Origin of the sequence: Chamaesiphon sp. VAR_48_metabat_403, assembly GCF_031422475.1 — a bacterium.
Classification (GTDB): Bacteria; Cyanobacteriota; Cyanobacteriia; order Cyanobacteriales; family Chamaesiphonaceae; genus Chamaesiphon.
Window position 1 is genome coordinate 1 of the sequence record NZ_JANPLS010000210.1, and the last position, 21899, is coordinate 21899.

The 21899-nt window shown below is 44.5% G+C and carries 22 protein-coding genes; 7 read left to right on the forward strand and 15 right to left on the reverse strand.

Translation table 11 applies throughout. The annotated features are described in order from the left end of the window. Nucleotides 1-1414 (forward strand): peptide chain release factor 3 (prfC, locus tag RMO79_RS09775; RefSeq protein ID WP_310482943.1); only part of this gene is annotated, 1414 nt, incomplete at its 5' end. A gap of 198 nt (nucleotides 1415-1612) precedes the next feature. Here the strand turns inward: prfC and RMO79_RS09780 are convergent. Then, a complete protein-coding gene (locus RMO79_RS09780; protein ID WP_310482944.1) occupies nucleotides 1613-2491 on the reverse strand; it encodes a leucine-rich repeat domain-containing protein in 879 nt (292 codons plus the stop codon). A 203-nt stretch (nucleotides 2492-2694) separates the two neighbouring features. Here RMO79_RS09780 and RMO79_RS09785 point away from each other — a divergent pair, with 203 nt between their 5' ends. Continuing rightward, nucleotides 2695-3018, forward strand: coding sequence for an addiction module antidote protein (locus RMO79_RS09785; RefSeq protein WP_310482945.1), 324 nt, complete (start codon nucleotides 2695-2697; stop codon nucleotides 3016-3018). Nucleotides 3019-3073: 55 nt separating this feature from the next. Here RMO79_RS09785 and RMO79_RS09790 read toward each other — a convergent pair whose 3' ends face one another. From RMO79_RS09790 to RMO79_RS09840, 11 genes are all read right to left on the reverse strand, one after another. Next, nucleotides 3074-3298, reverse strand: coding sequence for a hypothetical protein (locus tag RMO79_RS09790; protein ID WP_310482946.1), 225 nt, complete (start codon nucleotides 3296-3298; stop codon nucleotides 3074-3076). Then, complete coding sequence (locus RMO79_RS09795) at nucleotides 3298-3645, reverse strand: hypothetical protein (RefSeq protein ID WP_310482947.1); 348 nt, start codon at nucleotides 3643-3645, stop codon at nucleotides 3298-3300. The genes RMO79_RS09790 and RMO79_RS09795 overlap by 1 nt, the downstream gene beginning before the upstream one ends. A gap of 181 nt (nucleotides 3646-3826) precedes the next feature. After that, nucleotides 3827-4717 (reverse strand): ACP S-malonyltransferase, encoded by an 891-nt coding sequence (fabD, locus tag RMO79_RS09800; protein ID WP_310482948.1) that lies wholly within the window; start codon nucleotides 4715-4717, stop codon nucleotides 3827-3829. A gap of 57 nt (nucleotides 4718-4774) precedes the next feature. Continuing rightward, nucleotides 4775-6643 (reverse strand): AAA family ATPase, encoded by a 1869-nt coding sequence (locus RMO79_RS09805; protein WP_310482949.1) that lies wholly within the window; start codon nucleotides 6641-6643, stop codon nucleotides 4775-4777. 184 nt (nucleotides 6644-6827) lie between these two features. Beyond that, nucleotides 6828-7583 (reverse strand): ATP-grasp domain-containing protein, encoded by a 756-nt coding sequence (locus tag RMO79_RS09810; protein ID WP_310482950.1) that lies wholly within the window; start codon nucleotides 7581-7583, stop codon nucleotides 6828-6830. 18 nt (nucleotides 7584-7601) lie between these two features. Beyond that, entirely contained in the window at nucleotides 7602-8609 is a 1008-nt protein-coding gene (locus RMO79_RS09815) for a beta-ketoacyl-ACP synthase III (protein ID WP_310482951.1), read from the reverse strand. A gap of 141 nt (nucleotides 8610-8750) precedes the next feature. Then, the gene (gene plsX, locus RMO79_RS09820; RefSeq protein WP_310482952.1) at nucleotides 8751-9797 is read right to left on the reverse strand and encodes a phosphate acyltransferase PlsX; all 1047 of its coding nucleotides are present in this window, start codon (nucleotides 9795-9797) and stop codon (nucleotides 8751-8753) included. Nucleotides 9798-9960: 163 nt separating this feature from the next. After that, the gene (locus tag RMO79_RS09825; RefSeq protein WP_310482953.1) at nucleotides 9961-10455 is read right to left on the reverse strand and encodes a GAF domain-containing protein; all 495 of its coding nucleotides are present in this window, start codon (nucleotides 10453-10455) and stop codon (nucleotides 9961-9963) included. A 257-nt stretch (nucleotides 10456-10712) separates the two neighbouring features. Continuing rightward, nucleotides 10713-11900, reverse strand: coding sequence for a bifunctional phosphopantothenoylcysteine decarboxylase/phosphopantothenate--cysteine ligase CoaBC (gene coaBC, locus RMO79_RS09830; RefSeq protein ID WP_310482954.1), 1188 nt, complete (start codon nucleotides 11898-11900; stop codon nucleotides 10713-10715). 273 nt (nucleotides 11901-12173) lie between these two features. Further along, complete coding sequence (locus RMO79_RS09835; protein ID WP_295615338.1) at nucleotides 12174-12389, reverse strand: DUF2555 domain-containing protein; 216 nt, start codon at nucleotides 12387-12389, stop codon at nucleotides 12174-12176. A 103-nt stretch (nucleotides 12390-12492) separates the two neighbouring features. After that, on the reverse strand, nucleotides 12493-13149 hold the full coding sequence (locus RMO79_RS09840) for a dienelactone hydrolase family protein (RefSeq protein WP_310482955.1): 657 nt from the start codon (nucleotides 13147-13149) through the stop codon (nucleotides 12493-12495). Nucleotides 13150-13290: 141 nt separating this feature from the next. On the opposite strand from RMO79_RS09840, the gene RMO79_RS09845 reads away from it, so the two are divergent. From RMO79_RS09845 to RMO79_RS09855, 3 genes are all read left to right on the forward strand, one after another. Beyond that, nucleotides 13291-13908, forward strand: a complete 618-nt coding sequence (locus RMO79_RS09845; protein ID WP_310482957.1) for a hypothetical protein — start codon at nucleotides 13291-13293, stop codon at nucleotides 13906-13908. A 356-nt stretch (nucleotides 13909-14264) separates the two neighbouring features. Next, on the forward strand, nucleotides 14265-14498 hold the full coding sequence (locus RMO79_RS09850) for a DUF433 domain-containing protein (protein ID WP_310482959.1): 234 nt from the start codon (nucleotides 14265-14267) through the stop codon (nucleotides 14496-14498). 52 nt (nucleotides 14499-14550) lie between these two features. After that, on the forward strand, nucleotides 14551-15606 hold the full coding sequence (locus RMO79_RS09855) for a hypothetical protein (protein ID WP_310482960.1): 1056 nt from the start codon (nucleotides 14551-14553) through the stop codon (nucleotides 15604-15606). 41 nt (nucleotides 15607-15647) lie between these two features. On the opposite strand, the gene RMO79_RS09860 is transcribed toward RMO79_RS09855, so the two are convergent. From RMO79_RS09860 to RMO79_RS09870, 3 genes are all read right to left on the reverse strand, one after another. Beyond that, a complete protein-coding gene (locus tag RMO79_RS09860; RefSeq protein ID WP_310482961.1) occupies nucleotides 15648-16286 on the reverse strand; it encodes a Uma2 family endonuclease in 639 nt (212 codons plus the stop codon). Nucleotides 16287-16335: 49 nt separating this feature from the next. Next, nucleotides 16336-17385, reverse strand: coding sequence for a zinc-dependent dehydrogenase (locus RMO79_RS09865; protein WP_310482962.1), 1050 nt, complete (start codon nucleotides 17383-17385; stop codon nucleotides 16336-16338). A 97-nt stretch (nucleotides 17386-17482) separates the two neighbouring features. Then, on the reverse strand, nucleotides 17483-17971 hold the full coding sequence (locus RMO79_RS09870) for a CRR6 family NdhI maturation factor (RefSeq protein ID WP_310482963.1): 489 nt from the start codon (nucleotides 17969-17971) through the stop codon (nucleotides 17483-17485). Nucleotides 17972-18440: 469 nt separating this feature from the next. Here RMO79_RS09870 and RMO79_RS09875 point away from each other — a divergent pair, with 469 nt between their 5' ends. After that, nucleotides 18441-20483: a hypothetical protein gene (locus tag RMO79_RS09875; protein WP_310482965.1), complete on the forward strand. Its 2043-nt coding sequence runs from the start codon at nucleotides 18441-18443 to the stop codon at nucleotides 20481-20483. 26 nt (nucleotides 20484-20509) lie between these two features. After that, the gene (locus RMO79_RS09880) at nucleotides 20510-21718 is read left to right on the forward strand and encodes a protein kinase domain-containing protein (protein ID WP_310482966.1); all 1209 of its coding nucleotides are present in this window, start codon (nucleotides 20510-20512) and stop codon (nucleotides 21716-21718) included. Nucleotides 21719-21899: the final 181 nt, after the last annotated feature.

Consider the following 21899-nt stretch of genomic DNA (forward strand, 5'->3'; position numbering starts at 1 on the left):
GATTACCTCAACAGTGTTGCAGTTTGAGTATCAGGGCTTTCAGGTAAATCTGTTGGATACACCCGGACACCAAGATTTTAGTGAGGATACTTATCGGACACTAGCAGCGGCGGATAATGCAGTGATGCTGATTGATGCCGCCAAGGGTTTGGAGCCGCAAACGCGCAAGTTATTTGAAGTGTGCAAAATGCGGGAGTTACCGATTTTCACGTTTGTGAATAAACTCGATCGACCGGGGCGCGAACCATTAGAATTATTAGATGAGATCGAGCAAGAATTAGGCTTACAAACATACGCTGTAAATTGGCCGATCGGTACCGGAGATCGGTTTAAAGGCGTGTTCGATCGCCATCAGCGCAAAGTTCACCTATTCGAGCGAACGGCGCATGGGAAGAAGGAAGCGACCGATACCGTGATGGATTTGGACGATCCGCGCCTCAAACAAATATTAGACAAAGAACTATTCGAGCAACTGCATAGCGATTTAGAACTGCTGGATGGAGTAGCTTCAGATTTAGATTTAGAGTTGATTCATGCTGGTTACATGACTCCGGTATTCTTCGGAAGTGCGATGACCAATTTTGGGGTCGAGCTATTTTTACACTACTTCTTAGAATACGCCCTCAAGCCCGGAAATCGCAATTCTAATATCGGATCGATCGATCCTAGCTATCCCGAATTCTCTGGTTTTGTATTCAAATTACAAGCTAATATGGATCCCAAACATCGCGATCGCGTGGCATTTATTCGGGTCTGTACTGGTAAGTTTGAAAAAGACATGACCGTCAGCCACGCCCGCACTGGCAAAACCGTCCGACTATCTCGTCCACAGAAACTATTTGCCCAAGATCGGGAATCGATCGAAGAAGCATATCCCGGCGATGTAATTGGCTTAAATAATCCTGGAGTATTCGCGATCGGCGATACGATTTATACAGGCATGAAAAAGCTCGAATACGAAGGTATCCCCTGTTTTTCTCCCGAATTATTTTCCTTCCTCCGCAATCCCAACCCCTCGAAATTCAAACAGTTTCAAAAAGGGGTCAAAGAGCTGCAAGAAGAGGGCGCAGTCCAGATTATGTACTCAGCAGACGAAGCCAAACGCGACCCAATTTTAGCAGCAGTCGGACAGTTGCAATTTGAAGTGGTGCAGTTTCGGATGAAGAATGAATATGGCGTGGAAACAACCCTAGAACCGCTCGGTTATTCGGTGGCTCGATGGGTACTAAATGGCTGGGATGCCCTCGATAAAGTCGGGCGATTATTTAATACTTTGGTGATTAAAGATCTCTGGAATCGTCCGGTGTTATTATTTAAAAATGAATGGAATGTCAATCAGTTATTAGAAGATCATCCTAGCTTGAAGTTAAGTGCGATCGCACCCATTACGATCGGGTCTTCATCTGTGGGTTAGTTTTGATTTGAGCGGGGACAATTGGTTTGCTTCGCTTGAGAAAGCCCTCAAATGAATTTGGGGCTAAGAGCGAAAGTCCATTGAAATGGACTGATTGAGATCCAGAAGTTCTCTAAAGAGAACTTGTGCTATTAGCCCAAACTTCTAGTTCAGGGCGGGTGTGGAGCAGAGCAGAAAATTATCGAGCTGGTTAATTATTTATGATGTCTTCCAATTTTTTAATATATCAAAGTGTTTTAATGATTCGGAAATAAATTCTATCTGATTATTATAAAGACTCAACCGTCGGAGGTTATTAAGTTTATTAATTGATTCAGGGATGACCTTAATCTGATTATTGCTGAGACTAAGTTCTTCGAGGCTAGTGAGTTTACTAATGGATTCAGGAATGACCTCAATCTGATTATAATGAAGAGATAGCTTTTTCAGATTAGTAAGTTGGCCGATCGAATCAGGAATAACCTCAATCTGATTATGACCGAGATCGAGTTCTTTGAGATTAGTGAGTTGACCAATCGATTCAGGGATAACCTTAATCTGATTAAGACCGAGATCTAGTTTTTCTAAATTAACCATCTGACCAATCGACTCAGGGATAACTAACGGATTGCGATCGTCGTCATTAACACCAAGATTTAAGTGTTTAAGGTTGATGAGTCTTGTAACTGACTCAGGAAATATCTCTATACAATTTGCACTCAGATCGAATACTTGAAGATTTGTAAGTCTCTCGATTGACTCAGGAATAATTGTTATGTCGTTACAACTGATATCTAGTGTTTGAAGATTAGATAGTTGCTCAATCGCTCTAGGAAATGTGGTTAATAGATTATTTTCTATTGACAGTAATTTTAGATTTTTTAGATTTCCTATTTCTACTGGCAGATCGGTAAAATTATTTCCTAAAGGTTCATTCGATATTCTCTCATCGTACTTCCCTAATATCAAACGATTTAAATTTACTAAACTCCCAATCTCTGGCGGCAAAACTTCCAGATCTAATCCTGCTAGATCTAGCTCTTTCCATCGCCAAAACCGCGCTCGTGCGATTAAATCCAGTAATTCCCGCTCAGTCACGATCTCATCCTACTATGACAATAACTCTAGCGTACCCAACTCGATGCTAATGTGGTTGCTAATTTCGATCGATCTTTCGTCTAGCCACTCAATTGACTTTCACTCACATGTAAACTTCGTTGTCATTCTTTGCGGCGGCGACAAAGATAGCCAGCGTCAGGATATCGAAAACGCTAAAGCCTACTGGCAGGAGTACAAAAATAATGCGAAAACTTAGAACGCTGGATGAATTCACTGAAGGCTATTTCCGCGCTCATCCTGATGAGATTGATGACTATCTTACTGAAATTTTTCAGGATTTTGCCGAAGATAACGATACAGGAGCCTTGCTTGCGGGATTGCGCGTCATCGCCCGCGTTCGAGGTGTTGGGGATATGGCGGAGCAAGTTGGCATGACTAGACAAGGTTTACAAAAAGCTTTGTCTGATGGCGGAAACCCCCGCTTTGGTAATATCACATCGATAGTTCAGGCAATGGGATATCGCTTGGTACCTCAAAAGCTGCCACAGTCGCAAACATCACTATAGTATTAATTTTCGGATACTGGCATCGATCGACCCCAACTTAATGCTAATGTGGTTGCTAGTCTCGTTGGCGAAAAGCCCGCTCCTCTGGAGAATCGATCGTCTGTTGAGGAGTTTTACCTAACCGATATGCCGTTAAGGGACTCTTGCGAATTTCAGCATCAACGTAGGCTGTTAATTCCTCAAGCTGAAAATTAAGCAGATCGAACTGACGACAAAGTGCCTTTAGTTCGCGGACAGTTTTCTTCACTATTTCGGGATCTGGGATGGGTTGCTTATTCATTAGATATTCCAATCACTTTTTGATTCTTTAACGGTTGCTTCGCCAGCCTCAACGATAGCTTCGGCTATTTCAATAGATTGAGTCAACATTTTGACCATTGCCATCGGTGCTGATGGCTGAAATCTCGATACTTTTAACAGTAGCCCAGTAAGCCTGGTGTAAGCGACTTCTCCTCTGTCTTTAGTATTGCCCAATTGTTCCAATACATAAGCTACCTCTTCTGTTTCTGGTTCACCATAGGTGTTGAAGATTGCCAACTCTGCCGCAGATGCTCTGTCAATGAGAATAGATAGTCTACCTATTAGTTCTAATATTTTAGCGATCGTTTCTGGAGGAATTTCAGCCACTAGGTTTGTGGATATATTTTCTACTTCAACCTTAACATTTTTGGAGATCGCATCCCACTTTCAATACTGCTTGGGGATGCGATCGAATCATCAATCCCAACCTATTATCAACCGTGTACCGATTGAGGCAGATAGCGGGTTTTTAGTAGGATGCGATCGAATCATCAATCCCAACCTATTATCAACCTGGTACGACCGATTCTAACTCCGATCGAGTCCCGATTTGTACCACCGAAATGCCCTCGCAGGTGCGTTTAATTAGTCCGCCGAGGACTTTTCCCGGCCCGACTTCGATCGCCTGTTGAATGCCTAATTCGGGCAACTGGAGCGAGATTTCGCGCCACCGTACGGAGCCTGTAATTTGCTTATTCAGGCGTTCTTTAAGTTCGACTCCATCGGTGGTGGCTGTGGGTGCGACATTCGAGAGGACGGGAATTTTAGTGTTATTAAAAGTGATTGGAGCCAATAACTTTCCAAATTCGGCGGCGGCTGTCGCCATCATGGGGGAATGGAACGCACCGGAAACATTGAGCGGGATGGCGCGTTTGACTTTAATTTTGCCCACTACCGTGGCAATCCCCGCCACCGTCCCCGAAATTACGGCTTGAGCGGAGCTATTATCGTTTGCCAAGACTACTCCTTCAGTATCGGCGAGCGCGGACTCTAATTGCGCTCGATCGAAGCCTAGTAAAGCTGTCATGCCACCTTCAGAGGCTAAATCCATTAATTCGGCACGCCGCTTGACTAGTTGCAATCCTGTCTCAAAATCGAAGGCACCCGCCGCATATAAAGCGACATATTCACCTAAACTATGTCCCGCAACTGCATCGGGTTGCAATCCTTGGTGTTGGAGTAAATCGACTAAAATACACTCCATTACATACAAGCAGGGTTGAGTGTAGCGAGTATTTGCCAATTTTACTTCATCATTTTGGCAAATATCGACGATCGACCAGCCTAAAATTTCGGTAGCTCGATCGAATGTTGCTTTAGCTGAGGCGATCTCTAATAAGTCTACCCCCATGCCGAGTACTTGCGAGCCTTGTCCGGGAAATACCCATGCAGTTTTCATGTTACTTACGCTTGATAAAAATCGACCTTCTCAGATTGAAGGCGATGTGGATTCCGGTTAGTGTTCCGGTTCGGTTAGCAATTGATTGTAGGCGGGAATCTTTAAGAATCCTTCTGCTTCAACTATTACTGGTACACCATATTTTATCCCGATCGCGGCCACTTCTGATGCGGCTAAACTGCCAGTTGCGGCGAGTTGCCACGATAATTCTTGGAGTAAGGACTGATGGGATGATAATAATTCTCTAGTTGCCGATGCCATCCGCGTCACCATTTTCTCGACATCGAGATCTGTGGCTTTCATCTCCATACTATGTCCGTATTCGAGGGTATAGTTAGCCTGGAATCCGGCATCGAAACCATAGCGACGAATATAATCGATCGCAATTTTAGTTGCTTGTTCGCGATCGTGAATTCGTCCGACTGAAGCTAGTGTATCGCCAAATATTATCTCTTCTGCCAATCCGCCTGCTAAATAGATCTTAATTTGTCTAATTAAGTTTTCTTTGGTTTCATAAATCTGGTGGGGGAAGGTAAAACCACCTGCATAACTACTAGCTAATTTAGATTTTAATTGTAATGGTGCCAAACCGAATAACACCATGTAAGCTACTGCATGACCGGATTCATGGACGCTAATATTGACGATCGTTTCGCGTAAATTACTATCGCGGATTTTATCGATCCGACCGACAAAAGGAATTTCTTCTAATCGATCGCCAATTTGGGCGTTAATTTGCGATTTGACAAAATCATAATTAATATCGATGTGTCGATCTCGACGTAATAAGGCAGTAAATAAAAATTTAGAGAGATTAGTTTCGAGAATATCGATTAAGCTCGAAAATACCGGACGAACGCCCTGAACGGGAAATACCCCATTTCGATATACTAATTCGTTAATCGATCGATCGATTTTTACACTGACATCAAATTTCTCTTTAGTCGTCTTAATAATCCGATCGATCTCATGTTCGATGAGTTTCTCAAAATCACACTTTTTGAGACTCGCATAAATTAAATGAATATTGCCAAACCTGGCAACTTGTTCGGGACGAAAACTTTTGCTGAGGGCATTCTTAATATCCACCAGTGTAATCTTCTTCGTGAAAGCATGAAAAATATCTGCATCGACATCAGATTCGGCAATTTGAGTTGCCATTGCAAAAGCTTCATCTAAGTTACCACTAATAATAATTAGCGTCCGAGAATGATCGATCGGTTCGTAAACTTTTTTCTTTTGCTTGGCTTGGCGAATTTGTTCGACCATTTGCATCTGAGACATCTCGGCAATATCCGAAATATCGCCATCTAATTGCAGCATCGACTTGAGATTTTGGGCTTCATAAAAACCCATCGTCGGATTTTCATCGACATCTTCTTCGCCGCGTTCTTTACGCTTTTTGATGTTCTTTTGTTGATATAAATAATCTTGAATGTAATAATCTAGATCGTCTTTAACTCGTTTAGACAACTTTCCATCGCTCAATAGTTCCCAGAAATCGGTAAACCGCGAAGATTGTACCGGAGTTCCATCGGAATTTAATGTATTAAACCGTTGAATTTCATCGAATAATACGATCGCTGGTTTCCCATCGCTAATACCATTGCGGTTGAGTGCAGATCCAACCGAACTATCCCAAGAACTCCCTTCAGTATGACTGAGTTCTATTTCAATAAATCGATCCTGAAAATTAAGACATTTAACCAGTCTTCTGACTAAATCTGTTTTACCAACTCCTGTCATTCCCCATAAATTAACAATAATCGGACGACTCAAAATTTCGGGCATTAAATACCAAATTTGGATATAGTCGAGTAAATCGTCGATGGTTTCATCGATCCCGACAAAGTGAGTTTTCAGTTCGCTCCGCGTGGTTTCTAAGATTTGTTTTCGCGCTTCAATTTGTTGAAAATCGACTTCCATAATCTAGGGAGTAGGGGATAGGGAATAGGGATTAGGGGATAGAGATTAGGGATTAGGGATTAGGCTTTAGGTATTAGGTGATGTGGAGGAAAAGGGTAAGGGGTAAAGGATAGAGGGGCAAGTATTTTCCTTTACCCTTTACCCTACTTCACTAGGGATTTTGGATCTGTTGCAAGATGTGTGACTATGGCTCGAATACTTCGGAGAGAGTGATGCCATAATCTTCGGTGTCGGTTAATTCTGCCCATCGTGCCGATAGCAGTTGTGCGTAATATATGGGTGGTAAACCGTAGTTACCCAAAGCATAACCGTCATTTACTTCAATGACTAGAGTTTCTCCCGTAGATGTGACTCCAAAGTCAATTGCATAGCCAGTCGGAGCGGATGTATAAGCAGCAACAGCAGCTTCGATAACTTGAGGATCGCCAGCCAATCGCCAATCGCCTTGATATAAATGTACGCCCAGAATTTTATTATAGCGAACGAAACATCGCCATTCCGATCGGAATTCGACTAATTCAGCACACCAGACTAATTGAGAACCATCGAAAAGATCGCCGCATTTAATCAAATCTTGAGAATTTAAAATAGCCCTACCAGTGAATTTTTTACATTCAGTTGCAGGTTTAATGAAAATTCCCCATTGACTCGATGCGACTAAATCGTCGATTGTCGATTGCCAAATTTTTCGTCCTAAAAACTGACGTAGCTCTGGTGGATAATCGAGCGGCAAAGGACGTGCTACCGCACTTAATTCTAAGGCAATATTAATATCTAAAATTCTACCGACGACTAAATCCCCTGGTTGAAAATCGGCGATTGCAGTTAAAGATTGAAACGGGATAATTTCCCAACCTAAGAGTTTAAATCCATAATATGCCACTCCACATTCGATCGTGGCAAATTGCTCGTCTGAATTTTGAAGGATATATACTTTCATCCGCTCGATTCAATCCTATTAATTACCCCATTTAAAAATTGCGGCACCCCAACTCAATCCCGCACCAAAGCCGGATGTGGCGATCGTATCGCCAGCTTGGATTTTACCAGATCTGACTGCTTCATTCAAGGCGATCGGAATGGAAGCCGCCGAAGTGTTACCGTATTTAGCGACATTACTGACTACTTTTTCTGGTGCAATCTGCAACCGTTCGGCGACGGCATCCATAATTCTTTGATTGGCTTGATGCAAAATTAACCAGTCGATATCCGCACTAGTCAAATTAGCTTGATGAATGACTTTATCGATCGCGTCTGGCACGCGATTGATGGCAAAGCGATAGACTTCTTTACCATTCATCGTAATGTATTGATATTTACCTTGAGTCAAAACAACACCAGGAATTAACTCGCTTAATTCTGGTTGAAAAGCCAAATTCAAACAGCAATTTTGCGAACCATCGCTGCGAATTTCAAACCCTAACAATCGATCGACATTTTCGGTACCTTGCATTAACACCGCACCCGCACCATCGCCAAATAGCACACAAGTATTGCGATCTTGCCAATTTACCCACCGCGATAAAAAATCGGCACCAATTACCAGAATATTCCGATACACACCCGATCTTAAAAATTGCGCCGCTGTCACAACTCCAAATACAAACCCCGAACAAGCCGCAGTCAAGTCAAAAGCTACTGCCTGCGTCGCACCTAACTGTGCCTGAATCTGACAAGCCGTACCGAATAAATCTTCCGCTGAAGAAGTTGCCAAAATTATCAGATCTACATCTGTAGCCGCCACCCCAGCCATCTCTAGAGCCTGCTGTGCCGCTTGCGTCGCCAATCCAGCCAACGACTCGCGATCGTGGCTGATATGCCGCTGGCGAATCCCCGTGCGGCTAGAAATCCACTCATCGGAAGTATCCACCACCTGCGCCAGGGCATCATTTAGTACTACAGTCTCAGGAGCAGCCGCACCGCATCCGATAAAAGTTACTCCCATTGAGGTGTAGTTTGATGCCATTTAGGTTAAAGACTAGGGGACGGGGGGACTGGGGGATGGATCTAATGAAAAAGCGATCTATTACCCAATAGATTAGCTAGTTGTTTAGGTAGGGGCAATTCATGAATTGCCCCTACCTAATTGACAGCCCATAAATTGTAGTTAGTCGCCAGCGACGGTTGGTTCTGGCTGGGGTGACTTGTCGCGAGTCGAAGATTGAATTTGGGCGATCACATCGTTATCTACCGCACTTTTAGCCGAGCGAATGGCATTGGCGATCGAGAAAGCATCGGAACTACCATGACTGATAATGCAAACACCCTCTACCCCTAATAATAAACCACCACCATGTTCGGCGGCATCGATCCGTTTTTTCAGGCGTTGGAGATTGGGTTTGAGTAAAGCCGTGCCGATTTTGCCATTTATGCCCCGTGGTAGCTCTTCCTTGAGCATTTGCACGACGATATTGCCGACAGCTTCGGCAAACTTGAGCAAGATATTCCCCACGAAACCATCGCAGACAATCACATCAAAATTGCCTGAAAGCACGTCGCGTCCTTCGGCATTGCCGACAAAATTGATATGTTCGTTTTGTTGTAAGCCCTCGTGCGCTTTGAGCGCAACCTCATTCCCCTTAGATTCTTCCTCGCCGATATTCAGCAAGCCCACTTTGGGCACTTCCACACCCAGTACGCATTGGCTGTATACCGAACCCATCACGGCAAATTGTTCGAGATATTTGGGGCGACAATCGACATTCGCACCGACATCTAAAATCAGTACCGATTTATCGGCGCGATTTGTCGGAAATACTGCCGCAATTGCAGGTCGATCGATCCCCCGCAATCGTCCTAATCTTAATAATGCGGCTGCCATTGCCGCGCCCGAATGCCCAGCCGAAACCACTGCATCGGCTTTACCCTCTTTGACGAGTTGCATCGATACATTAATCGAAGCCTTGGGCTTGCGGCGCAGGGCACCCAGCGGTTCTTCATGCATTTCGATCGTCCCTTCGGCGGGCACGATCTCAATTTTAGGCGCGTTGGGATGCTGGTTCAGACAAGCCTGAATGCGATCGGGATCGCCCACCAAGATTACGTCTACATCTGCTAATTCTGTTTGGGCTAGGATCGCACCCGCGACTATGGCGGCGGGTGCATCATCCCCACCCATTGCGTCCAGTGCGATGCGTGCGCGAGTAGAAGCCATTAATGCCACTTAGTAGAAACCTTCAAAATTCTACCAGAATATGGCGATCGGGCGCACGATCGAACCACGACGAATCTCAAACTAGAGTTACTACGCAATATTACACAACAAGACATAGATCCACTAGAGAACTTCATTGTATCGGAGCCACATCCGATCTACTTTAGCGATCGCGAATGCTGGGAACGACGGCAAGATGGTTAGCAGCGGCTTGCATAGCGGCAATTTCGGCGGGACTCCATTCGTAAGTAGATTGACAGTGGTGGGCGACTAGTAAGCCCCACAAGCCGCGCTCGGTGAGAATGGGCACGACGAGATTGGCTTTGACTTGTAATTCGCGCAATAAATCGCGGTGACAGGGTTGAATCGGTTCGATTTCGATATCGGGAATCGCCCGTACTCTGCCATGTTCGTAGAGTTTGGCATATTCGCCATTAAAGCAGCCATCGGGGCCGCTAGCACCCAGAATCGAAAATTTACGATCGCTCAACGACTCAAAGGTGACACGCCCTGCCCATTGATAGTAAAAATAATAAAGTACCACTCGATCGGCATTCATCGATTGGCGCAATTCGTCGGTAGTCGTCTGAATTAGGGTATCTCTAGCTAAATCGCGAGATAACCTGTCGAAGATGGTTTGAAGCGATGAATCGGGCATAACCTGTGTAATGTGTGCTGTTTATTGTTTTGGAATTCAAAACTTACGGTAATAACCAACGGTGCGAGGATCGGGTAATTATTGGCACGCTGGCATCTTCGCTACGCTAACCCAAGTTGCTAGTTATAGGTTTTTAGTGGGATGGGTGTTAGGTTTTAGCTATTAGGTTTGAGGTTTTATCCCATCGCTAATACCCAATACCCAATACCTAATCCCCAAATCTTTAACCTTAGTTATAACTAGCAACTTGCGTTACGCTAATAAATCCGATCTAAAATTTGATGTGCCATCTCTAGTTTAGCGCAGGGCAGGATCTCGATCCGTTCGCCGTTCTTTTTGAGGATGACAGCTTGATTGCGATCGCTACCAAAGCCACTATCTGGTAAGTCTACCGGATTGGTGACGATCGCGTCTAACTGCTTGCGCTCTAGTTTTTCTAAAGCTGGGGTGATGATGTCGCCAGTTTGAGCTGCAAAACCAATTAGTTTTTGATGGGGTTGTTTGATTTTGCCCAGCTCGGCGATGATATCGGGTACTGGAGCTAATTGTAATTCGGTTGGTAACAGTTTTTTGGGTAATTTTTGGGCACTATAAGTCGCTGGTTTGACATCGGCAACGGCGGCGGACATGATAATTAAATCTGAGTCTGAAAAATATGCCAGCATTTGACGATGCATATCTTCGCTACTAACCACAGGAATCGATTTGATGCGACGATCGATCGGGACATCTGGCAAAGTACTATGCACTAAAACGATCGTTCCACCACGATGTGCGGCGGCTTGTGCTAGAGCTAATCCCATTTTACCAGTTGCCGGATTGCCAATAAATCGCACGGGATCGAAAAATTCTCGCGTTCCTCCGGTACTAATTAAGACTCTTTTACCGACTAAATCGAGCTTGCCGCGAGTATGGAGCAGGGAATAAATGTAAGGTAAAATTTCTTCAGGCTCTGCCATGCGTCCCATGCCGACTCGATCGCAAGCGAGTAATCCGGTTGCTGGCCCAGCCGAATGATAGCGCGAATCTTGACTTAATAACTGCCAATTGCGATCGACTGCTACCTGATTCCACATTTCGGTATTCATTGCAGGTGCGAGTAAAATCGGGCAAGTGGAAGCTAAGACGGTATTTGTGAGTAAATTATCGGCTAATCCATAAGCTAATTTACCCAAGGTATTCGCAGTCAGTGGCGCAATTACAAATAAATCTGCCCATTCGCCTAATTCGATATGGAGGGGGCGATGGTGAATGGGTTGCCAAAAATCGCGATCGGTATAAGCTGGATGACGAGATAATGTGGCGACAGTTAGGGGGGTAATAAATTGCTCGCCGCCAGCGGTGAGGATGACTTTTACCTCGATACCTGCTTTGAATAGGCTAGAGATAATTTCGCAGACTTTATATGCGGCAATTCCGCCCCCAATTCCGATTAGAACTCGCATCGATCGTGGCTGTTTTCTGGTTGATTGATGGGATGCGGGGATCTACCCACCCCGCCCTTCGAGGCTACGGCTTATACACAAGTCGGCTAGACTTCGTTTCGAGATCTGAATCCCCCAACCCCCTTGGAAAGCTTGCTCTTAAAGTCCCCCTTTTCAAGGGGGATTTAGGGGGATTCCCAGGGTTTTCGCCTCTAACTAGAGAATTCTAGTTAGACGCATGGATCTACCCACCCCGCCCTTCGGGCACCCCTCCGAGGAGGGGATTTTTCTTAATTAGGCTTCGTCGTAGGCTTCGAGATCGAGGAGGTGAATGTAGGGTTCTACTAAATCTGGGCGTTGAAAAGCGATCGCGCGGAGGAAATGCCAATCTTTCAAGCCATCAAACGGGTTGCCATAATCATCGCTTTCCAACCGCATGGCTAGTGCTTCTACTTCTTCTGTAGTCAGGTTGGGGATAGTATTGCGTTGAGACATCTCGATCGTAGTCATAGGTCAAACCTCCTTACAAGTGCGGCAGAGTTTAGCAGCTATAGTTATCTTAGCCTTCTTATTTATTATTACCCGCGCATGGAGTCTGGATTAACAAATTTATTTATAATTTAGACCGATCGGTGACAAATTCTTTAACCACATTCAAAACTTCTGGCACGATCGAGTGTCCCATGTCAAATTCTTGATACTGTACCTCAATACCCCACTCTGTCAATGTTGCCTGACTCTGGCGCGCGGCGGAAATCGGGACGACATCATCTTGTCTGCCATGCACGATCGCGACAGGGGGCGCAGCTTGAGTAGGTTTCGCTCTGTTTTGATGCAAATAACCACTCATTACAATTAGACCCGCTACAGGCAAATCTAGCCCGATCTCTAGCGTCATTGCTCCACCTTGAGAGAAACCCGCAATCCAGGTGCGATCGAGTGGAATGCCCGTTGAAGCTGGGAGCGACTCGATCCAGGTTGTCAAAACTTCGCGACTGGTGGCGAGTTGTGCCAGACTGCGATCGTTCAATTGACCCGCACCTGTAAACGAATACCACATTTTACCATCGTCGCTATACTCGTGGTCGAAGATGCCATTGGGAAACAGAAATTGATATTCGGGTAAGTCAAAGTAGGGCACTAAATCGCCTAAATCGTCATGATTGGCACCCCAACCATGCAATAACACGATCGTGCCAACTGGCGCATCGGTACGAGCGGGGACAAAAATAATATCTAACTTAGTAGGATCTGGTTCGATTTGAGTCATGAGTGTAGTTGATAGTTTGAGTAAAATTTCGTGGTGGAGCAAAAAAGCTCGATCGGGTTACTTTTAAGTTTTCTTTTATACCCTAGTTCGTACTATAGTAAGGCGTTTGGAAATAAGTAACCCCTTCCCATTAGTAGAATCATGACATTAATCCGCCTCATTCAACGAGCCAGCATTCTAGCTGGGATGACTTTTGCTAGTCTTTCGTTTCACAGCAATTCAGCTCACGCCGACACGCCAGATTTCTGTGTCATTGGCAGTAATCGCAAGACTGTATGTGGTCAATCAAGAGGGATCGAGCGGATGTGTGTTACTACAGATGGTAATAATAAAATCTGCGGTAAGTTTAAATCAATGTCGCCAGAACAAGCACAAGAAAATAGTAAAATACCACGAAACTATATTTACACAAAAGAGTTAGAAGGTGCTATCTTTACAATTAAAAATTGCAGAAGATCGAGTTCGAGTATGATATGCACTTTTTTTATAAGATCAAAAAAAGAAAATGTGTCTCTCTTGATGTATGTAGACAAAGGTAGTTCGTCTATCATAAGTCCTGATGGGAAAACTTATCCAAGCTCTAGATTGGAATATAATGGCAGCAATCAATCTGGACTTAGTTTGATTATGTCCCCAGATATTGACTACATTGTGAATGTGATTTTCGAAAATGTACCAAGTCAGATATCAAAAGCTTCACTTATAAATATAAATGCTGGCAAGATTATTCAGTTCCGAAATATTCCTATTTCAAATTGAGTTAGATCGATTTAAAAGCGGTCGCGATTCGATCGCGATTTGATAACCTGTAGGGGCAGGTTTAGGCAACTAATTCCGATCTGAAATTATCCTCCGTACAAACCTGCCCAACCCCACCAACAACCTGAATATTTCTTCATTAACCCGATCCGATCGAAAGGTCGATAGTAGGTGAGGGCGGGTTTGTGCGATAGTTATTGGTATATTCGCGATCGATCTCATAAACAAAGCCATCTACAGGTTGTGGATGGGTTGAACATTGAACGAGTCGATCGATGGTGTTAAAATTGTGGTGTACATAATCGATCGATTCGATCGATTTCAAAAATTCAGTTTAAAACATAACAATATTTGTGATGTCTGCAACCATCCAACAATTAGTACGAATCACCCAAACACCAGGGCAATGTGGTGGAAAGCCTTGTATTCGAGGAATGCGAATTCGCGTCAGCGACATTTTAGAAATGATGGCTGAGAATGTATCGGCTGAAGAAATCTTGGCAGACTTCCCCGATTTAGAACCAGAAGATATTAGAGCCTGTCTCTTATTCGCCGCCCGTCGGACAGAATTTTCCCGTCTTACCGCATAATAATTTAGATCGCGATTTGGTAAAATTATAGATGTATCGAAGTTTTACCCCCATGTCTATGAAATACCAATTGGCAATTGCGATCGCGATCGTACAGTCAATCTCTGCGGTTGTTTTTCTACCTGCTGCTAGTATGGCTGAATCTTGGCAACTTAGAAGAATCGATCGAACCAACGCTCAAATTTATGGGCATAACAGAATTCGGTTATCGCAGGCTAAAAAGGCAACTACTTTAGTCTCTTTTCCTGAAGTTGGGTTGACAATCGAGCAGCCGATCGGATTTATCAAAGCAACATCATTTTATGGATTCGAGCAATCTGCTACTAATTCGTCGGTGATGCTGACTAAAATTCCTGGGCCATTTTCTAAAGTAACGCAGGGATTCGATAAAAGTAATTTAGCAACTAGGGGCATCTCTTTAATCTCTAAGCAAACAGTCAAGATCGATAACCAGCAGGGGGTATTGTTACAAGTTACCCAATCAGCCTATGGCGAACAATTTCGGAAATGGGTGTTGGTATTTGGTAACGAGCAAAGTACTCAAATTGTGACGGCAACTTTCCTAAATGAAAAGGCTCCAACTATCGGCGAGTCACTTAAAAAAATCGTGCTAGCAGTAGCCCCTAGTTCGCCATCGGCAGTGTCTACTACATCTTCTTTACCATTTACAGTCACAGCCGTTGAAGGGTTACTCGCGGTGCGTGCGGCGGCTGGTGCGGGTAAAATCGCGGCATTTACCAAGGATGGTAATATTCCCCTGGCAAACCCTACCGATCCGTTATTTATTGTTACTCCATCTTTAGGCGATGTTCCAGTGGACGATCGCAAATCTTTTGCAACTAGTAGATTGTCTAATTATCCTCAAACAGAAATTACCGCGATCGCATCTACTAATGAAATTGCGATCGATAATCTACCTGGTTGGGAAATCATTGCCAACGGTCGAGATTTACAATCAAAATCGACTCTAAAGTTGTATCAAATAATGCTTTTTCCTAAGCAGGGAGGTTATATATTAATGACAGGCATAGTCGGCGATAAACAGTCTGAATTGTACCTGCCAAAATTTAAAGCGATGGCATTAACTTATCGCAATTCTGCCAAATAAAAGATGAGGAGTTGAAAATTAGATGAATGGGGTAGTTGGGTTTAAAGATTGTCTCGTACCCACTGTTTAAAAGCTTTAAGTGCTTGGCTGCTACCAATTATTTGACTTTCCCGAACGCATTGATTTACTAAGTCAACGATCGGTAGATCTGGGAATGTAGGGCTAGTCTCTAATCTGACATATTTACTATCTTGTAAAGATTCGATGTGTAAACCTTGTTTGCCATATCGCCAAAGTTCTCGTACGCCCAAAAGTTCGTAATTATCTAATGGGGTTCGAGAGGTTAAATTGATTTCTACAGCTAGATCTGGTGGTGAATCTACATTCAGATCTAGACGATTTTCACCAAGCACTCGCGCCTGATTTTGGATGTAAAAACAGGCATCTGGTTCTACTCCTTGAGTCATTTTTTCACTTTTTAAAGTTGTCGATCCGAGTGAATCATAATCGATATTTAGCCGATCGAGTAAAATCTTAATTATATCGCCGATAATTTCTTTGGCTTTTTCATGTTCTGGTAATGGCACCATAATCTCTAAACAGCCATGACTATAAGAAACTTTAGCAGAACGATGTTCTCCCAAGTCTGTCAAAATATTTTCAAATTGCTGCCAGCTAACATCTGCTAATAAGAGTTGCTGTCCTGGCTTAATTTTTAGTTGTCTTAATTCTAATAGCATTAGAAAATAGCTCTATCTAAAATATCTTCTTGCAGATCCTAACTTCTGCCTAATCATTATGCAATAAAATTTTATAAGTTTCTGCTGTTGGTTTTGTGGCTTGCGCTACTGCTTTATCTAAATCTTTGAGATGGTATCGATCGCTAATTAAGGCATCGACATTAATGCGATGATTGAAGACGAGATCTGCTGATAGAGCCTGGACTTTAAATGATGAACTATAACTACCCATCAAATCAATTTCGCGTCGATATAAAACATTGGGATTAATTGGGATTTCTAACTCGTCAGGAAACTCGGCAAAGAATAGAATTTTGCCACCTTTGCGGGTACAATCTAAGGCTTGGAAAAAGGCTTTGTCGCTGGGTACGGCGAGGATTGATGTATCTACACCCATCCCGTTAGTTAAGGCGTGAATTTTGGCGGTGAGATCGGGATCTCGTGCGTCGAAGGCGGCTTCGGCTCCGACAGATAATGCTTTTTCAACTCTGGCGGGAATTAAATCGGTAGAGATCGCTCTGGCTCCAAAATGCTTGACTAGCATAATAAACATTAACCCGATCGGGCCAGCTCCGGTAATTAAAACGGTGTCGCCTGCTTGAATATTGGCTTTTTTAACTGCTTTGAGACAGCAATTTGTCGGCTCGACAAAACTGGCTTGTTCGTCGGTAACCCCGTCAGGAATGGGAATTAAGCCACCATTGCGAACGATATGCCCTGGTACTTGAACGTATTCGGCAAAGCCGCCACCGCTGGGGGTAAATCCGGCTGTTGTCGTGACGTTTTTGTATACGTCGCACATGGAATAATTTTCATGGAGACAGTAGTTGCAGTGCATACAAGGAATATGGTGCATTACTACTACGCGCTGTCCGATTTGCCAATCTTTTACATCTGCACCGATTTGGGCAATCTCTCCAGCCGTTTCGTGTCCGAAAATTCGGGGGGGTTCGTAGAGTGGATAGAGGATTTTTTTGATGTCTGACTGACATAAGCCGACGACTTTTACTCTAACTAATACCTCGTCTGCGGCGATGGTAGGAACGGGGATATCTTCATAGCTGAGTCGATTGACTCCACGGAATACTTGGGCTTTCATAAATTAGGGAATAGGGAATAGGGGATAGGGAATAGGGGATAGGGAAGAAGTAAGGAGTAAGAAGTAAGAAGTATTGAGCATCTCCCCGTCCCCTCGTCTAATTCCCCTCTACTGGTGATTCTAATAATTCAAATAAACCGTCATCTAATTCATAGCCCAACATTTGCGTCATAAATTTGAGCCGAGTTCGATCGTCGATCGAATATTTCTGCATCCAATCTGTTAGCAAGAATACTCGATGCATTACCCAAATTTCTAGAGCTTCGGGATTGTACTCAATTCCGTCTTTGCGACTGAATTGATGGGGGACTAACATGGCAACGTACCTGGCGAGTTCTCCGGCTTGCCAATCGAGGAGCAGTGGTAAATATGGGTAACGAGCATCGGCGCGGATAAACCACAGTCTGACTTCGGGGATTTCGGAAAGTTCGCGCGGATCTTGAGGATCTCGATTGTAATCGATCGTGAGTTTGAGATCGAGGTTAAATTGCTTGGGATCGGTAAGTGACCATCGATCGATCGGTGCGACGATCGCAGATAAATCTAGACTTTGTAGTGCGCGATCGCTAATTGTCAACGTCGTCATTCTCTAAAATCGGCGTGAATATAATTTACTATTACTACTACCCGTAGTTTGTAAAGATCGTTAATGATGCTAAGCTTTTGACACTAACCACTGGTTCATATTTTAGCAAAGATTTCTGCATCATTGACTCCACTGGCTTTTAGCTTGTGGCTATACGTTAGTATATCTTTGTCCGATCGAGAACTTTCAGCAAAGATTTACAGTCGGTAAAAAGTAGGAAAATATCCGCAGAGCTTGTGAATTTGAGTGGGCATTGATTAAGATAATATTATTAAAATCGAAATATTTGCAAATTAGTGCTTATGGTATTGATAGCCTGTGAATGTGTGATTTTCGATACCTCGATTCTGGGTATATAAACAGTGAGTATTATTATTAGTCTCGATCGGGTAGTATATAGACTTTAAACTATAAAAAATCTAATTTCACGATACATTTAAGAACTTAATATTTATTTGAAGAGAAAATAATGCAAAACAGCAACCAGAATGAAATCGGCACTCGATTAAATGCTCTCTGGAATAGGTTTCAAGGCAACCGTACAGCCAGCCAGCCAACCGCTACGGGAAATAGATCGGACTCTCATCAAACCGAGACTGAGGGCGATCCGCATAGGGACACTGACCCGCCAGCAGCGGAGGCGATCGTTGGCGGAGCCTCTCAGAATGAGAATCGCCACCCCGCAATTTCGGCAATTACCAAGTTTGTCGATGGTGAGATGTTCAGCGAAGCAATAGCACCAATTAGTAAGCTAAACATACCGACGGTAACAGTCGATCCGTGGTCGGCATTTTGGGCGGTACTGGCAGCAATGGTGGGCGGTACTGGCATTACCAGCTATTTGTTGCTAATTGCCGTACCGCCAACGCCCAATTGTCAGGGTGCATTACCAATTTCGACCGATAGCGAACGCCTGTATTGCGCGCAAGTGGGTGCCGATACTAAAGAAGTTCCCAAACTTCGCAGTGCCGTCGATTTAGTCAAAGGGTGGACGGATCGACACCCACTGTACCGCGAATCTCAACGGATGCTCAAAGGCTGGTCGGAAGATTTGATGCGAATCAGCCGCAAGCAAGTTAATGAAGGGAAGATAAATCGGGCGATCGCGACGTTAAAAATCGTGCCTACGACCAGTCCGGTATACGATCTGGCTCAGGAGTCGATCGGTAAATTAACGATTCAAAATCGCGATAGTGCCAAAATCGACACTAAATTCGAGCAATCGATGAAAAGCGGCGATTGGAATCAATCGTTCGCGATCTTGCAATCGGTTCAGAAGATGCGCGGTACTTATTGGAATAGCTTTAAGTATGACAAAATGGCTGCAAAACTCGCCCAAGAGCGCAATGGGTGGGATAAGCTTCAAGAAGCAAAAGACGCGCTAGAAAATAAAGATAGCGATGACTATAATACCCGCGCCAAGCGGATCGCAGCAGCAGTTAAAGCCGCCAGTAAGAAAGAAAAAGTCGTCGAAATTCCCTTACCAAACGAGCCAGAACCGATCGTCAATGCCATGAAACTGGCAAACCAAATCGACTCGTCTACCTATGTTTACCATGAGGGTCAAGTTCTGCGGAGTAAATGGAGCAAGCATTTAGTCAGCTTGAGCGTCAATTCTTATAAAGCGCAGAACTTTACCGAAGCGATCGCCCTCGTTCAAAAAGTGCCCCAGGACACGTCAATTTATGGCGAAGCACAGGATTGGGTCAAGCTCAATCAAGCGCACGTCTGGGCGGGCAAGAAGCACATGCTGGCGATGATGGATGCGATCGCCCAAGTCAAGAAAATTCCTAAAACTAGCCCGATCTATACCCTCGCGCGGACGCAGCGATCGAACTGGGAATCGCGGCTCAAACAGGAAACCCAACTCCAATGGGCGCGATCGATCGCCAGTTTCCAACAACCAAGTACACTAGCACTAGCGATCGCCACCGCCAAACAAGTTCCGGCTCAAAGTGAAGTCGGTCAAACCGTCCAGTCGGAAATCGCCGACTGGAGTCGCCAGATCGAAACCATCGACAATCGGGTAATTCTAGCTAAAGCCAAGCAAATGGTCAGTAAGGGCGAATCTCTCGTCAATCTCAAAGCCGCCGTACGCCTAGCTAGAAACATCACACCAGATCGACCCCTGGGTGAAGAAATTACTGGCTATGTCGCCGCCTGGAACGAGAAAATTCAGACGATCGAAGATCGCCCGATTCTCGCCAGCGCGATGGCTTTAGCAAACCAAGGCAATCTTACCCAAGCTGTCACGATGGCAAATCGGATTACTCCTGGCAGATCGCTCTATCAAGACGCTCAATCTCAAGTCCGTTACTGGAACCTCGAACTACAAGAAATTGCCGATCGCCGCACCCTAGAACGTGCTATTGGTATTTATCGCCAGGGCAAAATCTCCACCGCGATCGAGCTAGCCGCCACCATCGGACGGCGCAGCCCGATTTATGGCGATGCACGTCCCTATATTGCTAACTGGCGATTGCTTTTGGCACCCCGATCGGTTAGTAATTAGAGAATTGATAAATTGCCGCTGGCTTCATGAAAAACATTCAAATTTCGTTGTGGGACGAAAACCGGAGGGAAATCTCGCAGCAGTGGCAATTTATTCCGCCAGCACCGATTCGGATCGGTCGATCTCCAGGAAACGAGATTACAATCGATCGACCCTCAATTTCGCGGCTTCATGCCACAATCTCGTTTAGAAGCTTGCGTCAAGGCGGCGGCTACTGGGAAATTACTAATCAGGGTGCCAATGGTACCCTAGTTAACGATCTATCGATCGATAAACTATTATTGACCAACGGCGATCGGATTCAAATCCCCAAAGCAGGCGCATTACTCACCATTCAACTAGATGTTGTCATGGTAATAAATGAGCCAACTGCTGCCGAGATTCCGGTGGCGTGCCAACATCTAGATAATCCTAGTAACACCCTGTTTTGTAAACACTGCGGCGAACCGATTAACGTCATCTACCAGATTCATCAGTATCAGATCCTCAAAACCCTCGGACAAGGGGGGATGGGTACAACTTATTTGGCTTGGGATAAGGCGAAAATGTTGGTACTCAAAGAAATGAACGCCGACATGGCGGTAATTCCCAAAGCGCAAGAATTATTCGAGCGCGAAGCCAAAATTCTCCAAAGTCTGCACCATCCCGGCATTCCCGAATATTTTGACTTCTTCATCGCCGACGGACGTAAATATCTAGCGATGGAACTGATTCACGGTCAAGATTTGGACGTATATGTGATGGAACGGGGTAAAGTATCGCTAAAGCAAGCGATCGACTGGATGATCCAATTATGCGAGATTTTGGGCTACATCCACCAACAACAGCCACCGCTAATCCATCGCGATATCAAACCTGCAAATATCCTCGTCCGAACGATCGATAAGCGAATATTTTTACTCGATTTTGGTGCAGTTAAAGAAATCGGCACCCTCGGCGGCACGAAAATCGGCGCGCCAGACTATATGGCACCAGAACAAAATAGCGGTCAACCATGCACCCAGTCAGATTTATACGCGATCGGCCCGACCTTGATTTTTCTACTCACCGGACGCAATCCCGCCGATTTTATCGAATGGAACGCAGAAGGCTACCGTTTTAACGTCTCCTCCGTCCCTGGCGTAACGCCCCAACTCCAAGCCCTCATCGATAAAGTCACCCAAACGCGATCGCGCGATCGTTATCCCACCGCCGCAGATTTAGCTCAAGCTTTACACGATCTGCGATCGGTATAGGATCTTGCGATCGATCTATCGTAGTTATTTAACTATAATAAATTCCTAGCAGATACATCAGAAGGGAATCTGTTCGGGATCGGGATCGAATCTAGGCCAACTGCAATCAATCCCAGAGTGGAAAATACCATCGATATCGATGGTATCGATATAACGAAAAGAGTAGTTACCTCTTTGCTCC